General features: G+C 62.7%; 25 protein-coding genes. 8 read left to right on the top strand and 17 right to left on the bottom strand.

Translation table 11 applies throughout. The features are described 5' to 3' along the window. Positions 1 to 81: 81 nt before the first annotated feature. Positions 82 to 597 carry a bifunctional adenosylcobinamide kinase/adenosylcobinamide-phosphate guanylyltransferase gene (gene cobU / locus F9K20_RS06560; protein ID WP_290998866.1) on the top strand — a complete coding sequence of 172 codons (516 nt, stop codon included), beginning with the start codon at positions 82 to 84 and terminating at the stop codon, positions 595 to 597. 9 nt (positions 598 to 606) lie between these two features. On the opposite strand, the gene F9K20_RS06555 is transcribed toward cobU, so the two are convergent. From F9K20_RS06555 to F9K20_RS06525, 7 genes are all read right to left on the bottom strand, one after another. Beyond that, entirely contained in the window at positions 607 to 1155 is a 549-nt protein-coding gene (locus F9K20_RS06555; protein WP_290998863.1) for a hypothetical protein, read from the bottom strand. Between the two features lie 59 nt (positions 1156 to 1214). Continuing rightward, on the bottom strand, positions 1215 to 1952 hold the full coding sequence (gene cobS / locus F9K20_RS06550) for an adenosylcobinamide-GDP ribazoletransferase (protein ID WP_290998860.1): 738 nt from the start codon (positions 1950 to 1952) through the stop codon (positions 1215 to 1217). Beyond that, entirely contained in the window at positions 1949 to 2548 is a 600-nt protein-coding gene (locus F9K20_RS06545; RefSeq protein WP_290998857.1) for a histidine phosphatase family protein, read from the bottom strand. Before F9K20_RS06545 ends, cobS begins: the two co-directional genes overlap by 4 nt. Continuing rightward, entirely contained in the window at positions 2545 to 3603 is a 1059-nt protein-coding gene (gene cobT / locus F9K20_RS06540; protein WP_290998854.1) for a nicotinate-nucleotide--dimethylbenzimidazole phosphoribosyltransferase, read from the bottom strand. The genes F9K20_RS06545 and cobT overlap by 4 nt, the downstream gene beginning before the upstream one ends. Before the next feature lie 118 nt (positions 3604 to 3721). Next, on the bottom strand, positions 3722 to 6277 hold the full coding sequence (locus F9K20_RS06535; RefSeq protein ID WP_290998851.1) for an EAL domain-containing protein: 2556 nt from the start codon (positions 6275 to 6277) through the stop codon (positions 3722 to 3724). A 136-nt stretch (positions 6278 to 6413) separates the two neighbouring features. After that, on the bottom strand, positions 6414 to 7370 hold the full coding sequence (locus F9K20_RS06530) for a calcium/sodium antiporter (RefSeq protein WP_290998848.1): 957 nt from the start codon (positions 7368 to 7370) through the stop codon (positions 6414 to 6416). A 41-nt stretch (positions 7371 to 7411) separates the two neighbouring features. After that, positions 7412 to 7765: a hypothetical protein gene (locus F9K20_RS06525; RefSeq protein WP_290998845.1), complete on the bottom strand. Its 354-nt coding sequence runs from the start codon at positions 7763 to 7765 to the stop codon at positions 7412 to 7414. Positions 7766 to 8098: 333 nt separating this feature from the next. Between F9K20_RS06525 and F9K20_RS06520 the strand changes: the two genes are divergently transcribed. Further along, complete coding sequence (locus F9K20_RS06520) at positions 8099 to 9526, top strand: phenylacetate--CoA ligase family protein (protein WP_290998842.1); 1428 nt, start codon at positions 8099 to 8101, stop codon at positions 9524 to 9526. Between the two features lie 89 nt (positions 9527 to 9615). Here F9K20_RS06520 and F9K20_RS06515 read toward each other — a convergent pair whose 3' ends face one another. The 8 genes from F9K20_RS06515 to F9K20_RS06480 all read right to left on the bottom strand — a co-directional run bounded on the left by F9K20_RS06515 (position 9616) and on the right by F9K20_RS06480 (position 17711). Then, positions 9616 to 10119, bottom strand: coding sequence for a hypothetical protein (locus tag F9K20_RS06515; protein WP_290998839.1), 504 nt, complete (start codon positions 10117 to 10119; stop codon positions 9616 to 9618). Then, the gene (locus tag F9K20_RS06510; RefSeq protein ID WP_290998835.1) at positions 10112 to 11704 is read right to left on the bottom strand and encodes a cytochrome b N-terminal domain-containing protein; all 1593 of its coding nucleotides are present in this window, start codon (positions 11702 to 11704) and stop codon (positions 10112 to 10114) included. Before F9K20_RS06510 ends, F9K20_RS06515 begins: the two co-directional genes overlap by 8 nt. Beyond that, on the bottom strand, positions 11701 to 12498 hold the full coding sequence (locus F9K20_RS06505) for an SCO family protein (protein WP_290998832.1): 798 nt from the start codon (positions 12496 to 12498) through the stop codon (positions 11701 to 11703). The genes F9K20_RS06510 and F9K20_RS06505 overlap by 4 nt, the downstream gene beginning before the upstream one ends. A 35-nt stretch (positions 12499 to 12533) precedes the next feature. Then, entirely contained in the window at positions 12534 to 14270 is a 1737-nt protein-coding gene (locus F9K20_RS06500; RefSeq protein ID WP_290998829.1) for a cbb3-type cytochrome c oxidase subunit I, read from the bottom strand. 12 nt (positions 14271 to 14282) lie between these two features. Then, the gene (locus F9K20_RS06495; protein WP_290998825.1) at positions 14283 to 14864 is read right to left on the bottom strand and encodes a hypothetical protein; all 582 of its coding nucleotides are present in this window, start codon (positions 14862 to 14864) and stop codon (positions 14283 to 14285) included. A gap of 10 nt (positions 14865 to 14874) precedes the next feature. Beyond that, the gene (locus tag F9K20_RS06490) at positions 14875 to 15048 is read right to left on the bottom strand and encodes a hypothetical protein (RefSeq protein ID WP_290998824.1); all 174 of its coding nucleotides are present in this window, start codon (positions 15046 to 15048) and stop codon (positions 14875 to 14877) included. A 226-nt stretch (positions 15049 to 15274) separates the two neighbouring features. Then, a complete protein-coding gene (locus tag F9K20_RS06485; protein ID WP_290998821.1) occupies positions 15275 to 16720 on the bottom strand; it encodes a cbb3-type cytochrome c oxidase subunit I in 1446 nt (481 codons plus the stop codon). Positions 16721 to 16778: 58 nt separating this feature from the next. Continuing rightward, positions 16779 to 17711 (bottom strand): heme o synthase, encoded by a 933-nt coding sequence (locus tag F9K20_RS06480; RefSeq protein ID WP_290998818.1) that lies wholly within the window; start codon positions 17709 to 17711, stop codon positions 16779 to 16781. A 638-nt stretch (positions 17712 to 18349) separates the two neighbouring features. Between F9K20_RS06480 and nirK the strand changes: the two genes are divergently transcribed. From nirK to F9K20_RS06455, 6 genes are all read left to right on the top strand, one after another. After that, the gene (gene nirK / locus F9K20_RS06475; RefSeq protein WP_290998814.1) at positions 18350 to 19444 is read left to right on the top strand and encodes a copper-containing nitrite reductase; all 1095 of its coding nucleotides are present in this window, start codon (positions 18350 to 18352) and stop codon (positions 19442 to 19444) included. Between the two features lie 74 nt (positions 19445 to 19518). Beyond that, complete coding sequence (locus F9K20_RS06470; RefSeq protein WP_290998811.1) at positions 19519 to 20415, top strand: SUMF1/EgtB/PvdO family nonheme iron enzyme; 897 nt, start codon at positions 19519 to 19521, stop codon at positions 20413 to 20415. A 191-nt stretch (positions 20416 to 20606) separates the two neighbouring features. Next, complete coding sequence (locus F9K20_RS21250) at positions 20607 to 20882, top strand: DUF6455 family protein (protein ID WP_367115787.1); 276 nt, start codon at positions 20607 to 20609, stop codon at positions 20880 to 20882. Between the two features lie 580 nt (positions 20883 to 21462). After that, on the top strand, positions 21463 to 22533 hold the full coding sequence (locus F9K20_RS06465) for a 4Fe-4S binding protein (RefSeq protein WP_290998808.1): 1071 nt from the start codon (positions 21463 to 21465) through the stop codon (positions 22531 to 22533). Continuing rightward, positions 22523 to 23041 (top strand): hemerythrin domain-containing protein, encoded by a 519-nt coding sequence (locus tag F9K20_RS06460; RefSeq protein ID WP_290998805.1) that lies wholly within the window; start codon positions 22523 to 22525, stop codon positions 23039 to 23041. The genes F9K20_RS06465 and F9K20_RS06460 overlap by 11 nt, the downstream gene beginning before the upstream one ends. A 139-nt stretch (positions 23042 to 23180) precedes the next feature. Beyond that, positions 23181 to 23342 carry an aa3-type cytochrome c oxidase subunit IV gene (locus F9K20_RS06455; RefSeq protein WP_290998803.1) on the top strand — a complete coding sequence of 54 codons (162 nt, stop codon included), beginning with the start codon at positions 23181 to 23183 and terminating at the stop codon, positions 23340 to 23342. 234 nt (positions 23343 to 23576) lie between these two features. On the opposite strand, the gene F9K20_RS06450 is transcribed toward F9K20_RS06455, so the two are convergent. Both F9K20_RS06450 and F9K20_RS06445 read right to left on the bottom strand, forming a co-directional pair. Beyond that, positions 23577 to 24476 (bottom strand): hypothetical protein, encoded by a 900-nt coding sequence (locus tag F9K20_RS06450; protein WP_290998800.1) that lies wholly within the window; start codon positions 24474 to 24476, stop codon positions 23577 to 23579. After that, positions 24469 to 25284 carry an SH3 domain-containing protein gene (locus tag F9K20_RS06445; protein WP_290998797.1) on the bottom strand — a complete coding sequence of 272 codons (816 nt, stop codon included), beginning with the start codon at positions 25282 to 25284 and terminating at the stop codon, positions 24469 to 24471. Before F9K20_RS06445 ends, F9K20_RS06450 begins: the two co-directional genes overlap by 8 nt. Positions 25285 to 25322 lie beyond the last annotated feature (38 nt).

The following is a 25322-nucleotide window of genomic DNA, read 5'->3' as shown; positions in this document are numbered from 1 at the left end:
CAACTGCTCATTCCCCTTGCGGGGAGGCGTGGCCGGTTTGATAAGAGTTGGCCACTTCCCCCGTCAACCGAATTTGCCCCCATGACCGACGCGCCGTTGCCCCGTCTGACCCTGGTGCTCGGCGGCGCGCGCTCGGGCAAAAGCCGCTACGCCGAGGAGCTTGTGTTGCGCGCTGACCCGCCGTGGACCTATGTGGCGACGGCGGAAGCTCTGGACGACGAAATGCGCGAGCGCATCGCCCATCACCGCGACCGCCGCGGCGCGGATTGGCACACGCTCGACGCACCGCTCGACTTGTTGGGCGCCATTGGCGGGCTCCCGGGGGCGGCGCTCATCGATTGCCTGACGCTGTGGTTGAGCAATGTGATGTTCGCCGGGCGCGACGTCGAGGTGGAAAGTGAACGGCTGCTGGCCGCGCTGGGGAGCGCCCCTGGCCCGCTCGTCGTCGTGTCGAACGAGGTTGGGCTCGGCATCGTGCCCGAGACGCCGCTCGGGCGCGCCTTTCGCGATGCGCAGGGCCGGCTCAATCAACGTGTCGCCGCGGCGGCCGACCGCGTCGTCTTTATGGCCGCCGGCCTACCCCTCAGCTTGAAGTAAGTCCGCCGGCTAGGCGCTGCCCTCGATGGCGTTCGGCGCGACGAGGCCGACGGCGACCGCCAGGCGATGTGTAATCAGCAGCCCCAGGAACGCGACGACCTCGACGAGGCTCACATAGGCGACGACGTCGGTGTTGAATGCGCCCTCGCCGTTGGTGAGAACAAGGCTTGCGGCATAGATGACTGCTTCATAGGCAAGGAAGGCGACGGGCAGTGACACGATGATAGCGATGAGCGCACCCATGGGAGCCAAGTAGGTGACCGCTGCGCGGGCCGCGTAGTAGGCGGCAACGGCGCCGAGACCCATGGCGAGGCCCCAATAGTAAGCCTGCGCCTCCATCGGGTAGCCGAGAACGGCGAAGCCATAGACCTGATTGGCGAGCCACACGGCGCCAATGAGCAAAAGGCCGTCGCGGCGGTCGGTGTCGAAAGCGGCGAGGGCGGCCAGCGCAGCAAAAGGAACGGCGCAGGCGAAAACGCCCGTCATCAAAAGGGTCGCCACCGTCAGCAGCCCGATCCACAACAGGCGGCGCTCGGCGCCATTGGCGGAAAATTGCATGTCCCGATCCCCTATCCCAGGCGTGAATGTGCGGCGCGCGACGCGCTCTCGGGCGGAAGCTATGCCATTCGCGCGGCGATGAGAAGGAGCAAGATCGTCTCGGTCACTTCGACGCTGGCGCCGAGGCAATCGCCCGTCAGTCCGCCGAGGCGATAGCGCCAGTAAGCGGCGATGGCCGGGATGACGACCAGGGCCCCGAGCAGGACGGGTGCGAAATAGGCGCTGAGCAGCGTCAGGACGGCCGCCTCGGCGGCCACGACGCGCGCGTCGATCTGCCAGGAAAAGCGCTCGCCCGACCCGGCTGCCAGCGGCGGTACCGCAAGACTCCACACCGGCGCCCCCAAGCGTGCCCAGGCAGCGACGAGTATTAGGGGGATAAGTGCCGGTGGGCTGGCGATCTGTGCGAGCAGCACCAGCTTGGCGATAAGCTGCAAGGTGATGGCCATGGCGCCGAAGGCGCCGATGTGCGGATCGCGCAGGATCTGCAGGAAGCGCTCCGGCGAGCGGTGGGCGCCGGCGAGCGCGTCGGCAACATCTCCGAGGCCGTCGAGGTGCAGACCGCCCGTCACCCACACCCAGGCGATGAGTGCCAGCAGCGCGCCGATCCAGGGCGAGGCGAGGGCGCCGAGCCACAGCGCGACGGCGAGGATGGCACCGACGATGATGCCGACAACGGGAAACCACAGCGCCGAACGCGAGAGATCGGCAGGGTCGAATACGTCGACGCGCGGCGCTGGCAAGCGCGTGAGGAACTGCAGCGCGTGGGAAAAGGAGCGGATCTGTGCGTTGACACTCATGGCTGCTCGACCTCGACGATCTCGCCCCATAGACCGGCGCGCGGATCGCGGCCGGCGCGCAGGGTAATGCGGGTGCCAGGATCGATCCTGAACGTCCAAAGATTGGCGAATGGTATGGCGCAAATAAGCGCGATGGCCGCGCGCATCGGCCCCGCGTGCGTGACGACGAGCAGGCTGGCGACCAGTGGCTCGCCGAGAAGACGGTCGATGGCGCGGGCGACACGCGCCTGCAGGCAACTCCAGCTTTCGCCGCCCGGCGCGCCAGAGGCGTCGGCCCGCTGGTAGAGCGCGGCGACAGCATCGGCCGTGGCAGCGTCGGCCTGCAGCTCGTCCAGTGCGCGACCGTCCCACGCGCCAAAGTCGAGCTCCGCCCAGTCGTTATCGACACGCAGCGCCACGCCGCGCGCAGATGCCAGTTGCGCCGCCGGCATGCGCGCGCGCTGGAGCGGCGATGAAACGATGGCGTCCCAGGCTCGCTCCGCCGTCTGCCGCTCGAATTGCCCCCATCCGGCTTCCGACAGTGGGGGATCGGTGCGGCCGAGCAGCCGCGCAGGCGTTTCCGTTTCGCCGTGTCGAATGAGATCGATGAGCGTCATGGCGCCGGGCCGGAGATGCGCGCCTCGGCAAACGTCGCCATTTGTGCGTGCAGCGCGCAAGCGAGCCGCAGGATCGGGAGCGCCAGCGCGGCGCCGGAGCCCTCGCCGAGCCGCAGCTTGAGATCGAGGATCGGCTCGGCAGCGAGCGCGTCGAGCACGAGGCGGTGGCCGCGTTCCAGCGAGCGGTGCGAGTAGATCAGCCACGGCGCGCACGACGGGTTGACCCCCACGGCTGCAAGCGCCGCCGCGGAGACGATGAACCCGTCGACCAGCACCGGCACGCGGGTCTGCGCCGCGGCGATCATGGCGCCGACCAGTGCAGCGATCTCCAGGCCGCCGACGCACGTGAGCACGCTGAGCGCGGACGGCGCACCGGCATCGAGGCCATGCTTGCTCAGCGCCACGTCTATGACGCGCGCCTTGCGGCTCATACCCTCGCTGTCGAGCCCGGTGCCGGCACCGACCAGATCCTGGGCGCGGGCGCCGAGCAGCGCGGTGGCGATGGCGGCGGCAGCGGTCGTGTTGCCGATCCCCATCTCGCCGAGTACGACGAGGTCGGCGCCCTCTCCGATGGCTCGCTGCACCGCGCGCCGCCCGGCTGCGAGCGCGAAACCCACCTCTTCGCTCGTCATCGCCGGCTCGCGCGAAAAATCGCGCGTGCCCCGGCGTGGCTTGTCAGTCGTCACACCGGAGATATCGGACGCGGCCAGGGTGCCGGCGTCAACGACAGTGAGCGAAACGCCGAGCTCGCGCGCCAGCACCGCTATCGCCGCTCCGCCGCTGGCGAAGTTGTGCAGCATCTGCACCGTCACATCTGCAGGGTAGGCGGAGACACCCTGCGCGGTGATGCCGTGATCGCCGGCGAACAGGACGATGGGCGCCGTCGTGGCACGCGGGCGGCCGGTTGCCTGCAGCGCCGCGAGGCGGATCGCCAGCGACTCCAGCACCCCCAGCGAGCCCGCCGGCTTGGTCAACGCATTCTGGCGCGCCTCGGCGGCCATGCGGTGCGCCGCCGAAGCCTCGGGGCAAGCGGTTTTGATCCAATCCATGTCCAAGCTGCCGTCACTCCCACCGTTCGACCGCGGCGCAGCATGATGACCGGGACGGGCGCGTCAAGGTGATTTGCCGGGCAAACGCTTCGGGGCGGGGCTGGCGCCGGCGACTCGCGCCGACCTAGGCGCTCAGCGCACGCTCTCTATGGATGAAGGCGCGCACCTGCGAGCCGTCCATCGGCCGCGCAAACAGATAGCCCTGCATGGTGTCGCACCCCATCGCCCGCAGCAGCGTCAACTGCGACCGCGTCTCGACGCCTTCGACGGTGACCTTGATCCCGAGGCTCTGGCCCAGGTGCGCGATGGTGCGCACGATCGCCATGTTGTCCGGATTGGTCTCCATGTCGCGCACGAAGGAGCGGTCCACCTTCAGCCGGTCGATGGGCAACTTCTTGAGGTGGGAGAGCGAAGCAAAGCCGGTACCAAAGTCGTCGAGAGCGATTTCGACGCCCAAATCGTGCAGCTCCTGCAGCGCAACCGCCACGCCGACCGCGCTGCGCCCCAGGAACACGCGTTCGGTGACCTCGATACACAGGCGCTCTGGGCGCACGCCGATTTCGCGCAGCTTGCTGCGCACGAGGTCGGAAAAGGTGCCCAAGGCAAAGTCGGCCGACGTGACATTGATGGCAATGCGGCCAAACTCAAGACCGCTGCGCTCCCATGCTGCCGCCTGCCGCACCGCCTGATCAATGACCCACTTGCCGACGTCGGCCGCCGACTTGGGATCGTCGAAGATCTCCTCGAAGTCCGACGGAGCAAGCAGGCCCCGCCGCGGATCGTTCCAGCGCAGCAGTGCCTCGAAGCAGACCGGCTGCGACCCCTCGAGCGAGACGATCGGCTGGTAGAGCAGCCCCAGCTCGCCGCCATTCAGCGCCCTTTGGATGTCACGATGCAGCTGGTACGCAGTCTCGAATGAGGCGCGCATCTCGGGAACGTAGAACTGGTAGCGGTCACGCCCCAGATCCTTGGCGCGATAGAGTGCCAGATCGGCATTCTTGAGCAGCTCGCTCACTCCCTTGGCGTCGGAAGGGAACAGACTAAGGCCTAGGCTTATGGTGCATCTATGCTGAACGCCGCCGAGTGTAATGGGGGGCTTCAGCGCGGCGAACATGGCGTCGATGGCGCAGCTCAGCGCCGACGGATCGCTGTGCATGGAAATGAGGACAGCGAACTCGTCACCGCCGAGTCGCGCCACACCGCCATACGGCGCCAGTGCTCCCTGCAGGCGCGCGCCGACCTCCTTCAACAGCTCGTCGCCTGCAGCGTGGCCGAGAATATCGTTGGTTTCCTTGAAACGGTCGACGTCGATCAGCCCGACGGCAAAGCGCTGATGGTTCTCCGCCGCCGAAACGAGCAGAGCCTCGAGCTGCTCGTTGAAGAGCAGGCGATTGGGCAATCCCGTGAGGCTGTCCTGCTTGGCGAGCTTCCACAGCTGCTGCTCGAGCCGTTTGCGCTCGGTGATCTCCTCGGTCAGCATCATCATGCCGCCGATGCTGTTATCCTCCAGATGCCAGGGGCGCACCTCCCAGCGGATGATGTTGATCGAGCCGTCGGCGCGCTTGAAGACCTCCTCGGGGGAGCTCTCGGTCGCGCCGCGCAGAATGCGCTGATGCTTCGCCTTCCAGTGATCGGGGATCTCCGGAAAGACCTCGTAGTGGCTGCGGCCGATGAGGGGCTTATCGGGCAAATTGTAGTCGTGCAGCCAGCGGTCGGTATAGGCGATGTAGCGCATGTTCGTATCGAACATGGCCACGGCCGCCGGCGCATGCTTAATGAAGGCCTGCAAGGTCGAGTGCGCCCGCTTGAGCTCGTTCTCGGCGCGCCGTCGATCGGTCACGTCGAGATAGGTATTGAGGTGCCCGCCGCCGTGGACCGGGACACAGGTTATCTCCAGCGTCCGCCCCGAAAACTCGTTGCGCTCCGTCGTTATGGGCACCGGACTGAGCAGCGTCTTGAGCCGGGTCGTCACCGCATCCTCGACCGGAAGCGGACCGTAGTCGCCGCGCTCGGCGCGGAAGCGGACCAAGGTTTCAAGCTTCGGCGCCGAGCCGGCGAACAGGGTGTCGGGAAGGTCGAGGAGCGTCCGATAGAGCCTGTTGCTGGCAATCAGCTTCAGCTCACGATCGATGAGCGCGATGCCACCAGGAAAATTGTCGATCATCGCCTGCAGCGACTGGGCCTGCTCGCGGATCGCTGTGATGTCAGTGCTGATCGTTATGAATTGCTCGATCTCGCCCTGCCGATTGAAGCGCGGAATGACGATCGACTCGAAGCACACGTCAGCCCCGTTCTTGGCGCGATCACAGAGCTCCCCGCGCCAGGTCTTACCTGCGTGCACGGTCTCCCACATCTCTTCGAGGGTCTCACTCATCCGCATGCCGGAGCTCAGGAGCTCGTAGTGCTGCCCGATGAGTTCGGATGCCTCGTAGCCAACCACCTTGCAGAAGCGGTCATTCACCTCGAGCAAGCGTCCATTCGGGTCGGTGACCGTGATGCAGAAGTGCTCCTCCAGGGCCTGCCGATAGCCATCGAGGCGATCGGAGGTGGGAGTGGCTGTGGCATCGGACGTGAGGCGCGCAACACCCGCAGCCCCCGCCGTCGGCGCGGTGCTTGGAGGTCGGTCTTCTGTCAGAGGGCGCAACAGCGTACGCCAGTCACCGACTATTTTGGACAGCACGCTGACGCTCCGGGCCCAATTGTGTGACAATTAGAGCCCGCAATCCTTAACCTGATCTTATCTATGCCGAGGACAGACACCCGGCGAACGCGCTACTGCGTCAAGCGTCAACGGCACGTCCATTCCGCCGAGCCGCTCAGCTCACCCCGCCCCACTGCAGCATGGCAGCGAGATAAGCGGCGTAGACGCCGAGCAAGATCGCGCCTCTCCATCTCCCGATGATGCCCGAAGCCGGCGGGAAGGTGAGCGCCAAGGCCGCAAGACCGAGAACGATCGCCGGCGCGACTTCCTGAATGCCTATGGTGATGGGGGCAATGCTCGCCGCCGTCCCGACGATCAGCAGCCCGTTGAAGATGTTGCTGCCGAGAATCGTCCCCAGCCCGATCTCCTCGTGCCCACGCAGGCCGGAGATGATCGCCGTGGCGAGCTCGGGCACCGACGTCCCCAGCGCGACGACCGTGGCGCCGATCAAGAACGCATCGACGCCCTGAGCCACTGCGATCCCCGTGGCGCCCGAAACGATCAGCCGTCCTGCAAGCACCAGCAGTGCCAGACCGGCAATGCCCTCGATGACCGCACGCGTCGGCTTGCGCTCGCCCAGCACCTCCGGTGCGCTGCTACGCTGCCGCCGCGCCTCGCGCACGACAGCGACGAGCCAGCCGGCAAAAAGGGCGAGCAGCACCAGCCCATCGAGGCGCGACAGCACGCCGTCGAGAAGCAGCACCGCGATAATCACCGGGACGATGAGCGCCACCGGAAAGTCGCGCCGGATCGCGTCGCGCGGCGCGGCGATCGGCACGATCAAAACGGCCACGGCCACGATCAGGGCCACATTGACGACGTTGCTGCCGAGCGCATCGCCGAGGGCGATCTGCGGCGTACCGGCCAGGGCCGCCGTCAACGACACCGTCAGCTCGGGGCTCGAGGTCGCGAAGGCTGCAATGGTGGCTGCGATGATGCCGGGGGAGATGCGCAGCGAGCTGGCGATGCCGACCGTGCCGCGCACGAACAGCTCGCCGCCACCCCCGGCACAGATCACACCAACAAGCAGCGCTAGATAGTCGTTCACCTCGTCCCCCAATGTCCAAGTCATGCCATAAGGCATGAGGCCTTCGCAGGCGCATCAAAGTGCCGTCAAAAGGCCCACAAGGCCAACCAATATGAGACTCGCGCCCAGACCGCATCCAGGTTGGACCAGCTTCTCGACAGAAGGGACCATCTGTGAAGGAATAATGGCTCGGCGATGAACGGGACTATGGTGAAGATCGCCCAGACCAGCACCATCGTGTACATCCACCAGAATGCTGGATCGGTGAAGCGGTCCCAGGCTGCGAGACGGTGGGTCATGTAGAGGCCGCTCGCTGCCGCAATCGGCGTTGAAGCGCGGGCCTGAAAAGCGAAGCGTCCCTCGATGGTCTGAAACAGATGCAGTCTGTCCGCCGCCGGTGCACTGCGTACTATGCCGGGAAGCACCACCAGCGTCACCATGGTGAGCCCGCCGACCTAGTGGATGATCGCGGGCACATGGATGGCGCGGGCCATGCTGATATCCCCCACGCGAACCTCATTCCTCGCCGCCAGAAACGTTTGGGCAGTCCAAGACGGCCGCTCGGTTAACCGAGGTCAATCGCCTCGTGACAGGACTGTGCCTGATCAGGGACGCGGTCGTCGACGGAGTGAGTGGCGACTTGCGCGAGATGCAAGGCTGATACTGCGGCGCATTTCATGATTTGCGGATCGGCGATTTCGCGGTCCCACACGAGGAAAGCGGGTAACCCCAATTGCTCGACGATTCCGCATGATTTCCATGAGTGGTGACTCATGAGGGATCTTCTTCGACTGGTCATCATGCTCTACCGGTTGAGGCCGCAGTGGCGCGGCGACCTGGCCAGCGTGCGGGCGCAGCAAACAAGGCGCTTGCGGCAGCTTCTCCTGCACGCCAAGCAGCACTCCCCATTCTACAGGCGACGCTTTGCGGGCATCGACGTCACGCAGTGCCGCCTGTCGGACCTGCCGACGTTGAGCAAGTCCGACATGATGGCGAGTTTCGATGACGTGGTGACGGACCGGCGGATCCAGCGGTGCGACGTGGAGCACCTCATCGCTGAGCCCGGCAATCTCGGCAGGCTGTACCTCGGCCGGTACGGCATCTGTCACACCTCGGGCAGCCAGGGCCAGCCGGCATTGATCGTGCAGGATAAGAAGGCTTTGATGCTCACGTTTGCCGTGCAGTTCGCGCGTGGTACAGCCGTGCAAAGCCGTTGGCTGCCCCATGTCGATCGTCTGTGGAATCCCGCACGCATGGCCGTAATCACTCAGCAGCCGGGGTTCTACCCGAGCGGAGCGGCGTTCGGCTACCTGCCGGCCGCAGCCAAACCCTTCTTCAAGGTCCTACACCTGTCGGTATTCGATCCGATGGAAGAGAACGTTGTCCGGCTCAATGCCTTTCAACCTGAGTTCATTACCGGCTACACGAGCTCGCTCGAAGCTCTCGCACGGGAAGAGAGTGCGGGGCGACTGCGCCTGCGCCAGACCGGATGTCTGAAGCAGATCACCAACATCAGCGAACCGTTGCCCGCATCGTCAGCAGCATGGCTCGAGACGGTGTTCGGCGTGCACGTCACGGACGAATACGCAATGGGTGAATGCCTGGCCTTAAGCTCTGGCTGTCCCCACTATTCCGGCTCGCACCTGAATGCCGACCTGGCGATCTTGGAGGTTGTCGATGAGAAGATGCGTCCCGTGCCCGATGGGGTGGCGGGCAGCAAGGTGCTCCTGACGAACCTCTATAACCGCGTGCAGCCTTTCATTCGCTACGAAGTCGACGACATAGTGACGATGAGCCCGACGCCATGCGCCTGCGGCAGCTGCCTGCCGCACATAAAGTCGGTCGAAGGTCGAAGCAAGGACAAACTCTGGATTGAGGTTGGCGGCCGCTATCGCGAGCTGCCATCCTACATCTTCCTCGTAGCGATGCACCACTACCTAGAGGTCGCCGAGCACCAAGTCCTGCAGACCGGATTTAACACGTTCGTGCTGCGGGCTGCGCCCCAGCCCAGCAAGGTCCTGTCCGCCGACAGGATGCGTGAGCTCGTGTTCCGTTCGCTCAAGTCCGAAGGCCTGGCGGACGTCGTTCGCGTGGACATCGAGATTGTCCCGCAAATTGCGAAAGGACCTTCGGGCAAGGTTGCCAGGGTGAGAAATTTATTCGGCGCGCCGCCGGTCGCACTGGACACGCAGCCAATGTGATAACAGCTCTATACTGGTTAAGACGCGCGGCGGTGCTCAGGACGCTGCTGCGGCAACTGCTTTGTGCACTGCGGCCGAGGGCGTTGATCTCATCGAAAGGTGAACCCGCCGCTGTCGGCTCTGAAATCAATGGCGAGACTCTGCCCGGGCCTGAGATCGGGCATCGTCCGATTCTCATAATCGAAGCCTTGCTCGCGGCCACTGTCGCGCATGCGCGCTTCGACCGTGTGGCGGCCGGCGGGCACAACGAACTTTTGATACGTGCGCGCAGGGCCGTCGCCCCAAAGTCCGGTCGGCTGCAGGACGGCGTCATAGATCGTGCGCCCATCAAGCAGGAGCTGCGCGCGGACCGACATGCGCTGACGCGCACACGTACTGGGACGGCGCTCACTCCCCTTCAGCTTGATGATCTCCTGATAGCTCAGTTTGCGGCACGCCTCCCGGTGGGCCGCGCCATGACTGAAGCTCAGCTTGATCTGGGCCGCATCCTGCGGGAACCCTGCATAGAACGGCCGGCTCGAGAGGTAGCCGATGGTGCACGCTACGAGGGCGTAGAAAAGCGCCTGGCCAATGAATTGCTGCGCCTTAAGCATCGACTGTGTCTTTCTCCTGCACCGTGCGCGGGGGCCGACGTATCGGCTCGTATGCCGGCTCGCTGGGCGGCATCGCAGCAAGCTCATCGGAGAACCGGCCGATGAGGGCCAAGAGCTTCTTGCGTCCGCGCCGTCCCACCCATGCCGTGCGGGTTCGCTCGAGCGGCACCCCGTTGCGCAAATATGGGTGCCGCTCCCGTGCAAGTCGGCGTTCCGTCCACTCGATACCGAACCGCGCGCGGCAGCCACATTCCGTGCACCCGGTTAGCACAACGCCGTCTGCCAAGCCCATGCTCAGCACATAGTCGATGAACGACGGCGCCAGTTGGCCGATGCAGTTGAGCGGCACCGACGCGGCAGTACCCGGGGGTAGCCCGTCGAGCGGCACCCCTGATGTGCAGCCGAACACGATGATGCGCCCCTTGCCCTGGAGCGTGGCAGCCGCCCGTTCGACGGCGCTGCGGACGCCGGCCGTCGTCAATTCTGGCAGATCGATTCCGGGACGGAGCTCAGTGCGCTTGCGGAAGGGCGTTGCTCTCGGGCAGGCACCGGCACAGATTCCGCACGCCACGCACAGGCTCGGGTCGACGACCGCTTGGGCTGCGAATGGCATGTCATCGCTCCGCTGACCCATCGCAATGGCAGTGTAGGGACAGTCATTGTAACAGCGGCGGCAGCCATTGCAGTTGGCAGGATCGACGACGGCCGCCTTCGGCTTCCTCAAGGGCGGCAGCCAGGGTAGGGCAACCACCATGATCAATATGGCCGCGGCGGCGCCCCAGGTCACCGGACCAGGCATCGTCTCGAGCAGGGGAAAGGCAGGGAGGTAGAACCAATCGAGCCCGACGGGACTGGGCACCTCGGAGAGATTGGCAGGGCCTTGGCTCACGGCCGGGTGCACAAGGCAAAGGACGAGGAGCGAGGCGAAGGTTCCGAAGGCGAGACCACGCGGAGGATTGATCCGCGGCTTGGCTATGCGCTGCAGATGAAGCCACAGGATCAGCAACGCAATCAGCGGCACCGCGATGTGGATGAACATCATCAGCGTGAAGAAGCGACTGTCCAGCATTTCGGGCGACAGGAAGTTCCTGGCAATGGGCGCCCCGAAGATGCGAAGCTGGTCGAGCCACTCGGTCGAAACGATCGCCACGTACTGGGCCAGCTTGTCCCAGACTAGCCAGTAGCCGCTGATGCCAGCCACGAAGACGAGCATCGCGACCGGGATACCCGTCACCCAACTGAACCATCGCACCCCGCGATACCGGTCAAGACCGAACTCGCGCAACACATGCAACAGCATGGTGAGAACGAGGCCATCCGACGCATACCTGTGCATGCTCCGCATTATGCCGGCCGCATACCACTGCTCTTGGGTGATGTACTCGACTGACCGATAAGCTTGTTCCACGCCGGTGTCGAAGAAGATGTAGAGGTATATCCCGCTCGCAGTGATCACCCAGTAGAACAGAAAGCTGAGCGCGCTGAGGTTCAGAAGCGGGTTCCACTGGGACGGAAAAACCTTGGCGAGGAGTGCTTCGCCCCCGTCGAAGACCGCCCGAACGGAGCGGCGCAGCGTATTGATCATGGCTCTCGCCTCGCCTGCGCCAAGGTGCGGCGCTGCTCGCGCAAGAGCACTGTCAAGATGAGAACCAGAGACCCCGCTCCGATGACGAGGCCTATTATGAGTGAGTAGTTGAAGTAGTAGCGGCCGGTCCGCGGGTTATAGATGGTGCAGAACAGCCGAATGCGATCCGCGATTCCCTCGAGCGAAGCCAGCGGATGGCGCCGGCCGAGAACCAAGTCCTTGAGCGGCTCGACGATGGCGGGCGGCGGAAATGTGCCGCCGTAGACCTGCTGATAGAGCTGGCCCTGCTGATCGACGACGCTGACTTGGGCCATGTGCTCGAAGGTTCCCGCAGCAGCAAAGAACGTGAATCCCACCGCTTCTGCCAGCCGATCAAGTGTTTCCTGGTCGCCAGCAAGAAACGACCAGTTGGGCAATTCCGCCTCATGCAGCCGGGCAAACGACCTCAACCGGGCGGGCGTATCGTTTCCGCTATCGAACCCAATGGTCACGACGTGGAAGCTGTCCTCCCCCAACGCTTCTTGGGCGGCCGCCACCGATGGGCGGAGACTATCGATCAGGGTCGGGCAGATGCTCGTGCAGCCCGTATAGAGCATGCTGATCAACAAAGGACGCCCTTGATAATCGGAGAGGCGCACGCGCCGCCCTTCCGTGTCGACGAAACTCAAATCGGGCAGCCGCACTCCCACCGCAGCCTGTGACAGTGTGAGCGCGTCAGCCTGGCTCACCCGCTCACCGGCGGCAACGGGCGAGATCAGCAGCACGGCGACCAGGAATGTCAGGCATCGGCTCATGAGCCTCACCCCTTGCTTGGGGCCGGCTTCGGCCTTTACCGCAGCAGCCACAGCTCTGAGAGGTACTTCCAGTTGACGAAGTAGTAGAGGGCGAACGCCGCAAAGAAGACCGCGATCAAGACGAAGGTCCCCGGCAGGCGCCATGTGCCGGCGCTGCCATAGGTGGCGATCTCATCCCCCACTTGCCGCGTGGTGACTGGGCCCAGGGCGGAGACCGCGTTTTGCGCGTCGACCCTCTTACCAAACAGCACGCTGCCCACGACGATTAGGACGAACAGCATGCCGCCGATCGTCGCCAGAATGGCCGAGATGCCGTTAAGACCCATCATCAGGAACGCCGCGCCTGGATAGTCGAAGTGGAGCGGCGCGTCGGTGAAAGTGATGTCCCAATGGCGACGGGCGACACCGAGCGTCCCTGCGCCCATCATGAAAAGACAGATGCCGAGGACGCCGATGCCAAAGAGATAGGGCTGGAGCTTGGCGAGTCGCGGCCAGATCACCTCGCGCTGGAAAATGAGCGGAAGCAGCAGGTACGTGATCGCCATAAAGGCCAGCGTCGTGCCCGCGACGACCGTTCCGTGGAAGTGGCCTGGAACATAAAGCGTATTGTGCATCATGATGTTGAGCTGCAGCGTGCCCATCACCACACCCGTAATGCCGCCAAGAACGCCGAACATCACGAGCGACAAGAACATGCCCGCGAAAGCAGGATTTCCCCACGGGGCCTTGCGCAGCCATTCGAATACGCCCTTGGTGTAGCCATTCTTGCGCTGCGCGGCCTCGATCGCGCCCGGCACCGTCATGCCGTGGATCAGACTGCCAAGCACCGCGAGGTACATCGCATACGACGTGTTGAAGATCTTCCATTCCGGGCTCAAGCCCGGGTCAACCAGCATGTGGTGCGCGGCCGCGAGCTGTAGAAAAAGGATGTAGAGGAAAAAGGCCGTGCGGCTGACCTTCTCCGACAGCGGCAGAGCGCCGACGGTGATCGCTGCAACAGCATACCAGACAGCCACTTGGGCCGAGACGTTGATCTGTTGGGACGCGTGCCCCATGGACCACCAGACAACCCGGTACATCACTGTATCGATGTGGGTGATGTAGCCGAGCGACCAGAGCCAGGTCGGGACCAGAATGATTGCACCGCTGGCGAGCGTGAAGATGGCAATGATGCATGCGGTGAGTGCACCAAAGGTGACGAGGGGAATCGAGCCTTCGTAGGTGCGCTCGTCCTTCGCGACGACTAGCGTGCCGAGAAAGATGAAGCATGCAACGAGAGCGCCAACCGCGAAAAGGATCAGGCCGAGATAGAAGTTGGGGTCGGCTTCCATCGGCGGATAGCTTGTCATCATGACGGTCGAGTCACCCTGAAAGACCGCCACGTCCGTTAGCAATCCGCCTACAATCATCATTACGAAGGCGAGCCAAGCGAGGCGCGGCGTCGCCAGGCGGCAATTCAGCAAGACGGCCGAAGCGAAATAAAGGACGGCAATCTCGAAGAAGATGATCCAAAGAAAGAGCACGTTGATTCCGTGCGCCGTCAGCACCAGATAGAACCAGTCGGCTGATAGCAGGTGAACTGCGGGCCAGCGCGTCAGCGCGACGAGAAGACCGAGTAGCCCCCCGATAGCGAGGAAGATGACGGCGGCAACAGCATTGGCCTTGATCAGCCGCTGGGCGGCGAGATCAATCTTCAGACCGGTGACGGGACATGTGCGGAACTTCGCAGCGATCCCGCCGATGATGCCGGTTTCTGTAGCAGCCAATGCCATGGTCGAACCTCGCTACCTGGTCTGGGCCGCTCCCGGCTCTGGAGTTGCTTGCCCCGGCTCTACGACGTAGATGCGGCCGACCATCGTGTGATGGCCAAGCCCACAGAACTCGTTGCAGACGACGGTGAACTCCCCAGCCTCGGTCGGCGTAAGCGTAATGACGTGCTCGATGCCCGGATGGACTTGAATGTTGATGTTGACCGGCTGCACCGAAAAGCCATGCTGAAGATCGATCGACGATAGATGCAGCCGATACGTTTGCCCCTTCACCAGCTCGAGGATCGGCCACCAACTCCAAATCCGCGCCAGCATATAGGCGTCATTACCGGGCAGCGGGCGAACGACCGGAATTCCCGTATCGCCCTCATCGCGTACCTTGAACTCCTTTACGAACTCATCGACACGCTTCTCATAGACTTGCGGGTCAATACGATACGCCTCAGTCGAAATGTTCTGTCGTCCCTCGAGGTGCCAGTACACCATCATGAAGAACATGATGACGCCCCAGAGGAAAGCCAGCCAGATCCAGAGGAGCTCGCTGAGTGCGACGTGCTCCTTCCACCACACCTTTGCCTCGGGCGGATGAATAGCCATGACGGCCCCTCTACCGTGCGATGGGAATCTGCGTGAGCTCGATCACTCCCCAGACCAGATAGAGCACCGTGGGAATTGTCACGCCGATGAACAACAGGAGGAACGGGTTGTCGAGGATCTGTTGCATGATAGGTATGCGCTCCGGCCCGGCGCCCGTGTCACCGGCGGGATGTGTCTCAGCCACAGACTCCTCCCTTATCCCTCATCTTTTTTTCGTTTCGGACTTAGTATCCCACGTTGGACGCTCACTCGACTTGATCGATGTTAACCGCCGCAGTTGGCATCAGGGCTCTCCACCGCTCATCGACAGATCGGGCCCGAGAAGTCGGAAGCGCGCATGATGCGGTGGACCGAGCGGCACAAGGTGCAACAGCGCACTCGGGTAACGCATTGCAATCCCGTGATTAAGCTCATTGCACCGGGCGCGATCCGGATAGGCCACGTCTTGTTGCGGCACCGCGCAGTAGTAGCGCCGTGAGCACCGTGGCCACGAACATCACGCCGCCGATGATGGCCAGGAGCGCACCTATCCCATGCAGGGTCATGCCAATCACGGCGCCGTTGGCGAGCTCGACCACGCCGCTCGGCGTCTTGCGCGGTGCTCCGTAGCCCCCCGCCAGGAATAATCCAATCGAGCCCAAGAGCTGTCCCAGTCCAAACAGGGTGATTTGGAGCCTGAGCCCTGTGCCACTAGAAACGGGGCGATCCAATCTCGGCAGACAGTAGGTGAGCATCAAGCCCATGCAAGCAAGGTTCACCCCGGCGATCACGCCGTGATAATGCGCCGGTGTGCGCGTGTCGGAGCCGGTGATCAGCAGCCCCATGATCCCTCCGACACCAAAGGCGACCGGTGACAGAACGAGGGCCATGAAGCCCGGATCACGCCATGGAAGTGATCTCACTTGGGCATGGCGGACTACGCCCAGCAGTCCGTGGACCGCAATAAGCAGACTTGGAAACGCGAGTAGGAACTGCAGCCGGCGGAAGGCCTCCGTTTGCTCGGCAGAGAACGGGTCGAACACGAAATAGAACGGTACTGCGAGCAGCGCGAAGAGCCCGACCAGCGCCACGGAGAGGCGGAACGCATCTGGGTCTATAACATCCCGCCCGAACAGGTCGCGCGCAAGCACGTACCAGCCCGTCAGCATCAACAGGCAGTTTAGGAATTGAAGGAGGTGACCACCGCCCCAAAACAAGTGCTCGTGCATTATGCGCGAGGGGTCCTCGCCCCACGAGACGTAGAGGCTTGCGATGAACGCGCCGAGCGCCACGCAGTAGACGACGCCGGCGGCGGTCATCGATGCCACGAGCCCCTCGAGCCGGCCCGTGAAGAAAGCGACGTTGGCGAAAAGGCGAAGAACCGGAAGCAGAATGCCGACAGCGAGGGATACGAGGCCGAGGTAGTAGCTCGGATGGATGATCGCTGGAACATAGTTATTGAGCGTGGCCACGGTCTCTTCCCCGAAGGCCGGGACGAAGAGCATGGGGAAGGACATTGCAACTAAGACGAGGCCCAGGCGCCCGGCCGGCGCCCAACGCGGCATGCCGGGCGCGATCTCGATCGTGGCAAACGACGTTAGCAACGCGAACATCGCCAGGAACCAGACGACGAGCGAGAAGATCACGTGGATGACGAGACCTTTGGAGAAGAATTCCATCGGCCAGTGGACAATCGTCTCGCTGCCCGGAACGCGGGAGACGGCAAGCAGAAACCCGAACGCTCCGGCAATGGCGAGCGAGCCCGCGGCCAACAGCGCCCAAAAGCGCAGTTCTGCATGAAGCGCGGCCAGCTCGCGGCGTTCGGTGCTCCCGCCGTAGGAGACGTGCCCCAGCCCGGCATGGGGCGCGTGGCCCAAGGATAGATCCGCTTGATGTGCTGATTGGGTCACGCGCAATTTGCTCATGCGTCGTCCCTCATCGCGCATCCACGATGACGGCCGCGAAGAGCGCGAAGAGATAGAGGATCGAAAATGCGAACAGGCGCAGCGCCGCGCGTGAGGCTGGCGCACTGGCGCTCGTGACCCGCCACAGATCAGCGACACGCCACACAAGCACGCCGTTGAGACCGGAAACCGCAATGGCATAGATCGGCCCAGCCATGCCCAGGACTGCAGGTAGGAAGGACACAGCGACCAGGAGGATGGCGTAGGCGAAGATCTGCCGCGCGGTCGCTGCGGCGCCTGCGACCACGGGCATCATGGGAACCCGGGCTTTCTCGTAGTCGGACGCGCGGGCGATCGCGAGCGCCCAGAAGTGGGGCGGTGTCCACAACAGGATGATGAGGCAAAGGACGAGCGCCCGATGGTCAATCGAACCAGCGGCGGCCGCCCAGCCGATCACGGGGGGCAGCCCACCGGCGAGCCCTCCGATCACGATGTTCTGCGGCGTGCGCCGCTTAAGGCCCATCGTGTAGACGAGGACATAGAAGCCGATGGTGAAGGCGAGGAGAGCAGCCGAAAGGCTGTTGATCAGGACGTAGAGCGCGATGATCGAGCCGGCTGACAGCACGGTACCGATGAACAGGGCTTCTCCGCCCGACACACGGCCGCTCGGTATGGGCCGGTCCAGCGTGCGCCCCATGAGCGCGTCGATATCCGCGTCGTACCACATGTTGAGGGCGCCGCAGCCGCCGGATCCGGCAGCCATGGCAAGTAAGACCACCAGCACGGTCGCCGGGTCCGCAGCGCCCGGAGCTGCAGCCAGCCCCGCAGCGCCCGTGAACACGACGAGGGTCATCACCCGCGGCTTGAGCAGGACCAGATAATCGCTAATGCCCGTCCGGTGGGGACAGGTGTCGACGCTCCTCTCCCGTTCGACGCCACCAAAGCGGGAACCGATCCACGCCATCGCATCCTCCGAAGGCGAACCAGATCCTGACGAGCTGATATGCGCAATCGGCTCGTTCCACTAAGCAGGCGCAGGTCGTTGTCGAAGACTGGCTGCCGAATGCGCTTGGCGCCTCAGCCCCTGGGCTCCCGCACCAAAATCAGCAATGGGAGCCTCCCTCCTCCTTATCGCGCTTCCTCAAATGGGCTCTCGGTTGCCGCCCTCTCAGTACTTCGAAAGGGCGGGATTCTCCCTAACCACGGTTAAGTGTGTGACTTCGACCAGAACCTCGCCGCTTGCGCCAAATCAAATACGGTGGGTCTAAATGCGCCATTGCCTTTCGCACATAAGCGCTGTTTCTCGATTGGGCACATGAGACGAGTTTCTCGAGCGATACCCGCTCGAGGAGGCGGCCGTGAAGTCGACGGAGTCCTTCGCACCTGTCGCCCGGTTGGCTGAGCACTATGAAGCTCGGTGGAGCTCGTCGCTGCCAATTTCGAACAACGACGATGCAGCTGGCGACGCAGCCCGCCTAGCCGGCACCCGGTGCGATACCGCCCGCATCCCTGCACGTATTCGGTCCACCCGGCGCGTCGATCGCACGCTGAGCCGAGACGGATAACCAAGAATGAGAACAGCTGGCCGAGGGAGAGAAATGCATGCCGACGGCATTCAAAGCACTAGCGGGTGCAGCAATTTCCGCTTTTCTGATTGCCGGCCCTGCGTCAGCGGCGGATGAAAACGTCGATGCCCTTTCACGCGAAAAGGTGACGCTAGTCGCCCCACCGTTCGTGCATGCGCATGAACAGGCGACGACCTCTGGTCCGAAGGTGATGGAATTCACTCTGACGATAAAGGAAGAACCCATCGTCATTGACGACGAGGGAACGATGCTTCACGCCATGACCTACGATGGCTCGATTCCCGCCCCGCTCATGGTTGTGCATCAGGATGACTATGTCGAACTGACGCTCATCAATCCCGCCACAAACTCCATGGCGCATAGCACGGATTTTCATGCTGCGACGGGCGCGCTGGGCGGCGCGGCGCTCACACTAGTCAGCCCCGGCGAACAGACGAAGCTGCGCTTCAAAGCAACTCGCGCCGGAACATTTGTCTATCACTGCGCGCCTGGCGGACCGATGACACCCTGGCATGTCGTTTCTGGCATGAGCGGCGCGATCATGGTGCTTCCCCGCGACGGCCTGCGCGACGCAAATGGCAAGTCCTTGAAATATGACAAGGTCTTCTACGTCGGTGAGAACGACTTCTACATTCCACGCGACGCAAACGGCAAATACAGAACTTATCCGTCCGCCGGTGACGCCTATCAGGACATGGTGAAGGTCATGAACGGACTGATCCCGACGCACGTAGTGTTCAATGGCCGAGTCGGATCTCTGACAGGGAAAAACGCGTTGAAGGCCAGGGTCGGAGAGACCGTGCTGATCGTGCACTCTCAAGCGAACCGCGATAGCCGGCCCCACCTCATCGGCGGGCACGGCGACTATGTCTGGGAAGAAGGCAGTTTCGCGAATCCTCCTGCGGTAGATCTCGAGACATGGTTCATTCGCGGTGGCTCTGCGGGAGCGGCGCTCTACACATTCCGGCAGCCTGGCCTCTATGCCTATCTCAACCACAACCTCATTGAGGCCGTAAACCTGGGAGCAGCGGCACATATTCAGGTGGAAGGCAAGTGGAACGACGACTTGATTAAACAGGTCGCCCCGCCAGCACCGATTGCTACCGACTGACGGGCGCGCTGGTTCATCGAAGCATGCTGCGCCCCGTCGGCACATAGGCCGCTCTGGTCTCAGCGGACACTGTAATGCTCTGCGGACACAAGAGTTCCGTTCTTCATTCGGCCTCAGCAATTGCTGTCGCTCTTTTTTCCTTTGGGCTGATTGGCTGGATGGCGCGACAAGGCGCAGCGGGTCCCAAGGTCGCCGCGCCTGAGACGATGGCGATCGCGCCCGGATCAATGGGCTATCGTGCGTCCGGCGAATATCTGAGAAATGGTATTCCCGTTGATGCGCCACTGATCGATATCGGCTTCACAGACCCGCTCCACGTAATGAAGTACCAGGTCAGCGTTGCGGATTATGCGCGCTGCGTCGATGCCGGAGCCTGCGAGCCAGGAGACACAGGCCAAGCGACCGATAACCGCGTGGCCGTAACGGGAATGAGTTTTGAAGATGCCCAGAGCTACGCGAGCTGGCTCTCCAAAAAGACAGGTCAGGTCTGGAGGCTGCCGAGCGACGAGGAATGGGCGTATGCGGCGGGAAGCCGTTTTTATGATGATGCGCTCGGCATCGGTAGCGATGGAAATGATCCGTCAAAGCGGTGGATCGCGGAATACCGGCGCAACACTGAGCGTGGTGTCGAGGCGGACCCCGAACCAAAACCGCCGGGGTTTTATGGTGAGAATGAACACGGGATATCGGACCTGTCGGGCAATGTCTGGGAATGGACGAGCAGCTGCCATGTTCGCGCAAGGATTACGGAGACCGGTGCCGTTGAGAAGGAGAAAACAGAGAACTGCGGCGTTCGTGTCGTTGAAGGGCGTCATCGGGCTTACATGATATCTTTCGTCAGGGACGCGAAAGGCGGGGGCTGTTCGGTCGGCACGCCGCCGGACAGTCTCGGTTTCCGTCTCGTGCGCGATGATCCCCGCCGGTTCAGCTTTGCCGCGTTGAAGACGTGGTGGCGCGCCGGCACGCAATGAGCGGACGTCGCCAATCTCCGTCAGTGGCTGTGCCTGGCGTGCTCGGGCCGATGCGATTGGGCGAATGGGCGCCGGCCAACTGCGGTGTTCGCTCTGGGGCCCGCCGCTGGGAGAGCTCGCTTAACCAAAATCAATGACGGTCGAGTGCGCTCTCAATAAGCTTTTTGTGCCCCTGATATACTAGGTGTTCAATGCATGCTCCCGCTGAGCGCTGGCCAATGGTTGCGCAAGTTGAGCGTCAGGCCGAGCTCATGGAGCGCATGATGCGGGTCCTGGGAGTAGACGAAGCAGCAGCGGCACGCAGAGACCGCGGCGAAGCTTTTGCCAGGGCCCGCACCGTATGTCTGAATTGCACCGCTAGCCGCGAATGCGATGTGTGGTTGGGTGCGGCAAGACGAGTGGTGTGTCCGCCCCGCTTTTGCCCCAACGCCACCCTTTTTCAGGAATTCACAGCTGCGCGACACTGATGATGCCGGCACGCGGGATCTCTTGGATCAGTTTGGTGTCGCACGAGGCCCGGTTTGAGGGCGACCTGGATGATTTCGCGGAGGCCTGCCCGCAAGGGCGCATGCGCGAGTGCCGACCTTTGGATGATAATTGCGACGCCCTCCGCAGGACGACAAGACGGTCAAATGAACCGGCCATGGAACCCCCGCGGTCACATCAGCTAGCTGTGACGCGTGTTCCAAGTTCAACGCCCACGCTAAGCAGCAGAGCACAGTAATGAGCTCAACATCGTATTTTGTCGCCATACTAACATTGATGGGCTTCGCGCCGAATGGCGGGGTCTATCGTGAATGCTGGTCCAGTTGCCCCGAACCAGCTTCCGCGTCGGGGGCTGCGCATCCCCCGCAGCGGAATCCAGAACCGGCCCAGCGGTACGACTGCAACTTCGGAGCGACAGCCTAAGGACCGCTCTCCAGCAGCATGGTAAATCGGAGACCACACGTCCGCTTCACAACCCCGTCGGTGCGGAAGGGCCGAGGGAAATTGTCTACTGCTGGATGTAAGCGCGCAGGGCCTCGCAGAACTACGCGTGGGTTGAGGTTGTCGCTGCGCACCATTGTTGCGACCGCGGGCCTAGTGCTCGCCGTCGCTTACGCTTGGGCTGGCTATGGGGGCCGCATTGATCCAACCGGCATGAGTCTGGGTGGCGAGCAGTCGTGGGTAGAAACCTGGAAGTCGGGCAAGCTCGATGTCGCAATCCTTACGCTGTCTCTCGTCCTGCTCCTCTCTATTTTCTTTTGCCAGAATTGGTTCGTGAGGCGGCGCACACAGCTGACCTGGCTGCGCACGGGATTTCTCCTCTTTAGCATTGGTTGGCTCGGCCTCTACGCGAAAGCTCAACTTTCGGCCGTTCACGTTTTCACTTTCACCCATGCCCTGACCACCGGGTTCAGCTGGGTGTTCTTCCTCGAAGAACCACTTATCTTCATACTTTGGAGTGCGACGGTGGTGTTGGTCTTGCTGTGGGGACGCGGCGCCTATTGTGGTTGGCTCTGCCCCTTCGGCGCGGCCCAGGAGCTTCTCAACAGAGCGGCTCGACGGATCGGCATCCGTCAGATCAGCCCGCCCTATGGGTGGCACGAGCGTCTCTCAGGCTTGAAGTACGTCCTATTTCTCGGGATTCTTGGAGTATCGCTTGGCAACATGGTTCTTGCAGAGCAGCTCTTGGAGGTCGAACCGTTCAAGACCGTCGTTCTATTGCGCTTCGTACGTGAATGGCCGTTTGTACTTTTCGCTGCTGTTCTTCTTGGCGCTAGCCTCTTCATCGGGCGCTTCTATTGTCGCTATCTGTGCGTCCTGGGGGCCGCGCTCGCGATCCCAACGCGCTCCCGCATGTTCGACTGGCAACGGCGGCGAAAGCAGTGCGGACGTGAATGCCAGCTCTGTGCTGAGAGTTGCACGGTTGAGGCTATCGATCCGCTCGGTGCGATCAACGCCAATGAGTGCATTGATTGCCTGCGATGCCAGCTGAACTATTGGGACGACCATGTCTGCCCTCCGCTGATCAGGAGACGCGAGCAGAAACAAGGGCGGCTATTTCAACCTCCTCTGTCTCAGTGGCAGAAGGGTGGAAACCAGCCAATGCTGAGAGGGCCGTCGGATGTTGACTGACGAATTCGCCATAGCCTTCCGCGAGGAGCACCGTGAGATTCGCGACGCTCTGCTCGCGCTTATCGAAGCGTTCAGGGCCCACAACAAGGCACGGATTACGGCGATGATCGGCAAGGCGGCGCGATTGACTGGCCCGCATTTTCGTTACGAGGAGGAAGCTCTCTACCCGTCACTGGTTGAAGTCTTGGGCGAGGACTACATCGAGAAAATGCTACTCGACCATGACTGTGCCATCGGCACGGTAAACGCACTGGTCGAATTGGCGGACAAAGGGAAATTAAGCGAAGCGGAAACGCGTGGGGCAACTGAAGCCGCCCGCACCATCCTGCCCCACGTAAGCGACTGCGAAGGCCTGTCAATTATGACGGAACTGCTCCCCGACAGGCAGCTGCAGAGAATCCTGGATCGGCGCGATGTGTGCAAGCGTGAAGGCCTTGGCCTAGTACAGTGGGCAACCCAGGTGCGCAAGCGCCCATTCGTCAAAATTAAGGTGGACGCTGTGCGATGATCTCCGCGACGTCGGCCGCGTTCGTCGCGATGGCGCCCTGGGTCGTGAACTAATAGACAGCGACGCTATCGACCAAAATCAAAGCACACCGATTGATCTTTGCCACCATCGCACCAAGCATCGGATCGACGGAGGTTCAATGGCCAAAGTGCAGCGCGTGCGGCTCGCGGAAGGAGAAATTGCAGCCGAGGACGACTATGCAGAACACCTGCGGGATTACCGTAAGTTCGTTCGCGGCGTACAGCTCGTAATCGCAGGGGTGGCTACCGTCCTGCTGCTCCTCGCTTTCTTCCTTTTGTAGGGCGAGCACCGAGTAGTCATCCTCAACTCGTCTCAGAGACCGTAGGACCGCGCGCACCGCGAGCCGACGAAGGACTCACTGCAATCAGCGGCAACGGCTAGCTCGACATTCTCATGCAAATGCCGTGTTGCAGGATCTTGGTCGACACGGAATGCGGTTTGGCTCAGCATTTCGGCAATTGCTGTCGCGAACATCTGGCCGGAAAGATGGGACGCGAGAGTGGCTTGGACGCTCCTAAGCGTGCAGCCAGAAGGCGTTGTCAGCGAATTGGGCTCCCCTCCACCATTCGCGACGCGACGCGCCATAGCGGAAGTTGACGGCACCAGCCTGGCTTTGCAGCGGCGCCACCACCTCGCCTGAGCGGTCGCGCTTGGCGCGGTGCTCTTCCGTCTCGGGCACAACTGCCACGATGTGGCCCGACCGGCCATCCTGTTTTCTGCGCGCCACGATAAGACCGATAGCGCCCTGATTAGCTTCGGTTTGCAGCTCGCTCAGCGTCGCGGACCGGCGCCATCCGAAACGTAGCCCGAAGTCGCGCAGCCACCGAAAGAGATCGTTGGCTCGCTGCTCGTCGATAGTGTCGCCGTAGAGCGGCGCAATATTCTCGCCGCGAGCGAGGGCTTCGATGGCTCGTGGCGTCCACCAGACGCGCGGCAAGTAGACGCCTGCAAGGTAGCAATAGTCGTGCGCATAGATGTTGCAGAAAGTCAGGTCGCTTCGAGGCGTGTAGCGCTCGTGCCGAGGGTTATCGACGGCAAGGTAGCTGATGATGTTGGCGAGCTCGGCGCGGAGTTCGTCCGGCGTTTCGCCCTTCCGGCTGGGCTGCTGCGGCTCGTTGAGCGAATGTGCGCCTGCGATCTGCGTGCGCTTCGTGACCGTGCCGGGGCGCCGCGGCATGTACACGGCCGGAATCTGCGGCGTCGGCGCTTTTACGCCAGGCGCGGCGGTCGCCATGGCGCCGCGCCCCGCTGGTTTTACATACTTGCTGAGCACGAAGCCGCGATAGTGGGCTCCGAGCAAGCTTGTCTCGATTTCAAGGAAGCCCTTGACCTTCTTCGGGCTCACTGCTCGCAGCACGTGTCCATCGGGCAGCTCGCCAATGACGTTCGCGCTTGTGTCCTTCGGGTCAATCAACGGCTCCGAGCGCACGCGTAGCGTGCTCTCTCGCACGTCGACCCTGTAGAGGTGCCCTTTCGAGGACACCGGCAGCGGGGGGTGGTAGTGCGGCAAATCCTCGCCCTGCCGCCGCAATCGCGGGCGCCGCCCCCGGCGAGGGCACCGTCTTCGAGAGGCGGAGGAACTCGAAAAAGTTTTCGCCGTAGTACTTACGGCCGTCGAAGTGTCCTTGCTTTAGGCCTCTGCTCGGACGGTAGGTGCCGGTGTTGTAAGCAATGGCGACGCCGACCATCTCCATGTCGGTCAATGACGCCTTGTTCTGCCATCCGATGTGCTTCATCGCCGCACTGAGTTCTTCCACCGCCTTTGCAGCGCAGGCGTCGAAATCCGCATAGCGCTTCTCAAGGAAGTAGTCCGGCTCGTTGAGGAAGAACTGCAGGTCGTACTGAAAGATGCCGAAGCCGTGGCAGAACTTGTTGGATTGCCGTGCCGCGGCCCTGTAGCTTGGGATGTACTGCGCCATGTCGATCAAGGCCTGACGCGCGATGTTGAACATCTCCAGTCCGCGGGGCTTGGCCAGCAAGGCAGCCTTCGTCCTAGGAAAGGCCCTGCGGCCCCTGTCCTCGTCCAACGTGTCGCCGACGCAGAGCCCAAGCAAGCGGTTCTTGCTCAGGTTCTGCTTACGGAGCACATCCCAGATGTAGCCGGTTTCCTGGCAGGCGACAGCCGTCAGCATATCAAGACTGAAGGGAGTACCGGCAATGGCGCTTTCGATGCGGCGCTGAAATTCCCCTTTGAACCATCTGATGGCGTCGGCATTCGGCATTTTGCACTCCTCCCCAGCGCTATCCGTGGTCGGTTAAT

Origin of the sequence: Hyphomicrobium sp., from assembly GCF_009026145.1 — a bacterium.
In the GTDB taxonomy this organism is placed as follows: domain Bacteria; phylum Pseudomonadota; class Alphaproteobacteria; order Rhizobiales; family Hyphomicrobiaceae; genus Hyphomicrobium_A.
The sequence above is the reverse complement of the archived record's forward strand: the minus strand, read 5'-3'. Positions and strand labels throughout refer to the sequence as shown.